We start from the raw sequence: 2,950 nt of genomic DNA on the forward strand, positions 1-2,950 counted from the left end.
TTTTAGTTAAGTCCTCGATCGATTAGTATTCGTCAGCTGCACGTGTCACCACGCTTCCACCTCGAACCTATCTACCTCATCGTCTCTGAGGGATCTTACTCATTTAAAATGATGGGAAGTCTCATCTTGAGGGGGGCTTCATGCTTAGATGCTTTCAGCACTTATCCCTTCCGCACGTAGCTACCCAGCTATGCTCCTGGCGGAACAACTGGTGCACCAGCGGTGCGTCCATCCCGGTCCTCTCGTACTAAGGACAGCTCCTCTCAAACTTCCAACGCCCACGACGGATAGGGACCGAACTGTCTCACGACGTTCTGAACCCAGCTCGCGTACCGCTTTAATGGGCGAACAGCCCAACCCTTGGGACCGACTACAGCCCCAGGATGCGATGAGCCGACATCGAGGTGCCAAACCTCCCCGTCGATGTGGACTCTTGGGGGAGATAAGCCTGTTATCCCCGGGGTAGCTTTTATCCGTTGAGCGACGGCCCTTCCATACGGCACCGCCGGATCACTAAGCCCGACTTTCGTCCCTGCTCGACTTGTAGGTCTCGCAGTCAAGCTCCCTTCTGCCTTTGCACGCTACGAATGATTTCCAACCATTCTGAGGGAACCTTTGGGCGCCTCCGTTACTCTTTGGGAGGCGACCGCCCCAGTCAAACTGCCCACCTGACACTGTCTCCGAACCGGATAACGGTTCTGGGTTAGAATGTCAATACAGCCAGGGTGGTATCCCACGGATGCCTCCACCGAAGCTAGCGCTCCGGTTTCTAAGGCTCCCACCTATCCTGTACAAGCTGTACCAACATTCCATATCAGGCTACAGTAAAGCTCCACGGGGTCTTTCCGTCCTGTCGCGGGTAATGCGCATCTTCACGCATAGTATAATTTCACCGGGTCTCTCGTTGAGACAGTGCCCAAGTCGTTGCACCTTTCGTGCGGGTCGGAACTTACCCGACAAGGAATTTCGCTACCTTAGGACCGTTATAGTTACGGCCGCCGTTTACTGGGGCTTCGGTTCACAGCTTCGGGACGAAGTCCCTAACCATTCCCCTTAACCTTCCAGCACCGGGCAGGTGTCAGCCCCTATACTTCGCCTTACGGCTTTGCAGAGACCTGTGTTTTTGCTAAACAGTCGCTTGGGCCTTTTCACTGCGGCTTCTCCTAAAAAGAAGCACCCCTTCTCCCGAAGTTACGGGGTCATTTTGCCGAGTTCCTTAACGAGAGTTCTCCCGATCATCTTCGGTTACTCACCGTGCCTACCTGTGTCGGTTTGCGGTACGGGCACCTATTTCCTCACTAGAGGCTTTTCTTGGCAGTGTGAAATCAGGAACTTCGGTACTAAATTTCCCTCCCCATAACCGCCTGGAATATTGTTGAGTGGATTTGCCTGCTCAACTTCCTCACGGCTTGGACGCGCATAACCAGCAGCGCGCTTTCCTTATCCTCCTGCGTCCCCCCATCGTTCAAGCGGATTTAGGTGGTACAGGAATATCAACCTGTTGTCCATCGCCTACGCCTTTCGGCCTCGGCTTAGGCCCCGACTAACCCTGAGCGGACGAGCCTTCCTCAGGAAACCTTGGGCTTTCGATGAAAGAGATTCTCACTCTTTTTTCGCTACTCATACCGGCATTCTCACTTCTAAGCGCTCCAGCCGTCCTCACGATCGACCTTCACTGCCCTTAGAACGCTCTCCTACCACTGACATCGTAGATGTCAATCCGCAGCTTCGGTGGTGTGTTTAGCCCCGGTATATTTTCGGCGCAGCGTCACTCGACCAGTGAGCTATTACGCACTCTTTAAATGATGGCTGCTTCTAAGCCAACATCCTGGTTGTCTAAGCAACGCCACATCCTTTTCCACTTAACACACACTTTGGGACCTTAGCTGGCGGTCTGGGCTGTTTCCCTTTCGACCATGAACCTTATCACCCATGGTCTGACTCCCAAAGTAGATTGATTGGCATTCGGAGTTTGACTGAATTCGGTAACCCGATGAGGGCCCCTAGTCCAATCAGTGCTCTACCTCCAACCATCATCCTTTGAGGCTAGCCCTAAAGCTATTTCGGAGAGAACCAGCTATCTCCGTGTTCGATTGGCATTTCACCCCTACCCACACCTCATCCCCGCACTTTTCAACGTGCGTGGGTTCGGGCCTCCAGTCAGTGTTACCTGACCTTCACCCTGGACATGGGTAGATCACACGGTTTCGGGTCTACGACCACCTACTATATCGCCCTATTCAGACTCGCTTTCGCTGCGGCTCCGTCTATACAACTTAACCTTGCAGGGGATCGTAACTCGCCGGTCCATTCTACAAAAGGTACGCCGTCACCCATTAACGGGCTTCGACTACTTGTAGGCACACGGTTTCAGGTTCTATTTCACTCCCCTTCCGGGGTGCTTTTCACCTTTCCCTCACGGTACTGGTTCACTATCGGTCACTAGGGAGTATTTAGCCTTGGGAGATGGTCCTCCCGGATTCCGACGGAATTTCACGTGTTCCGCCGTACTCAGGATACACTCCGGAGGAAACCACATTTCAAGTACAGGGCTCTTACCTTCTATGGCGGGCCATTCCAAGCCGCTTCGTTTACATGGTTTCTTTGTAACTCCAATGGAGTGTCCTACAACCCCAGAAGGCAAGCCTTCTGGTTTGGGCTAATTCCGTTTCGCTCGCCGCTACTCAGGAAATCGCATTTGCTTTCTCTTCCTCCGGGTAATGAGATGTTTCAGTTCCCCGGGTCTGCCTCATATCACCTATGTATTCAGTGATACGTACTATCCAATAACGAATAGTGGGTTCCCCCATTCGGAAATCTCCGGATCAAAGCTTACTTACAGCTCCCCGAAGCATATCGGTGTTAGTCCCGTCCTTCATCGGCTCCTAGTGCCAAGGCATCCACCGTGCGCCCTTCTTCACTTAACTAATTAAACGCATGATGCTAAAAA

The 2,950-nt window shown here is 52.6% G+C and carries 1 rRNA gene; it reads right to left on the reverse strand.

Annotated elements, in window-relative coordinates:
- Window positions 1-2: 2 nt before the first annotated feature.
- Window positions 3-2,927: ribosomal RNA gene (locus tag B1K52_RS00455) — 23S ribosomal RNA — on the reverse strand.
- Window positions 2,928-2,950: the final 23 nt, after the last annotated feature.

Source organism: Terribacillus halophilus (assembly GCF_900162685.1).
In the GTDB taxonomy this organism is placed as follows: Bacteria; Bacillota; Bacilli; order Bacillales; family Amphibacillaceae; genus Terribacillus; species Terribacillus halophilus_A.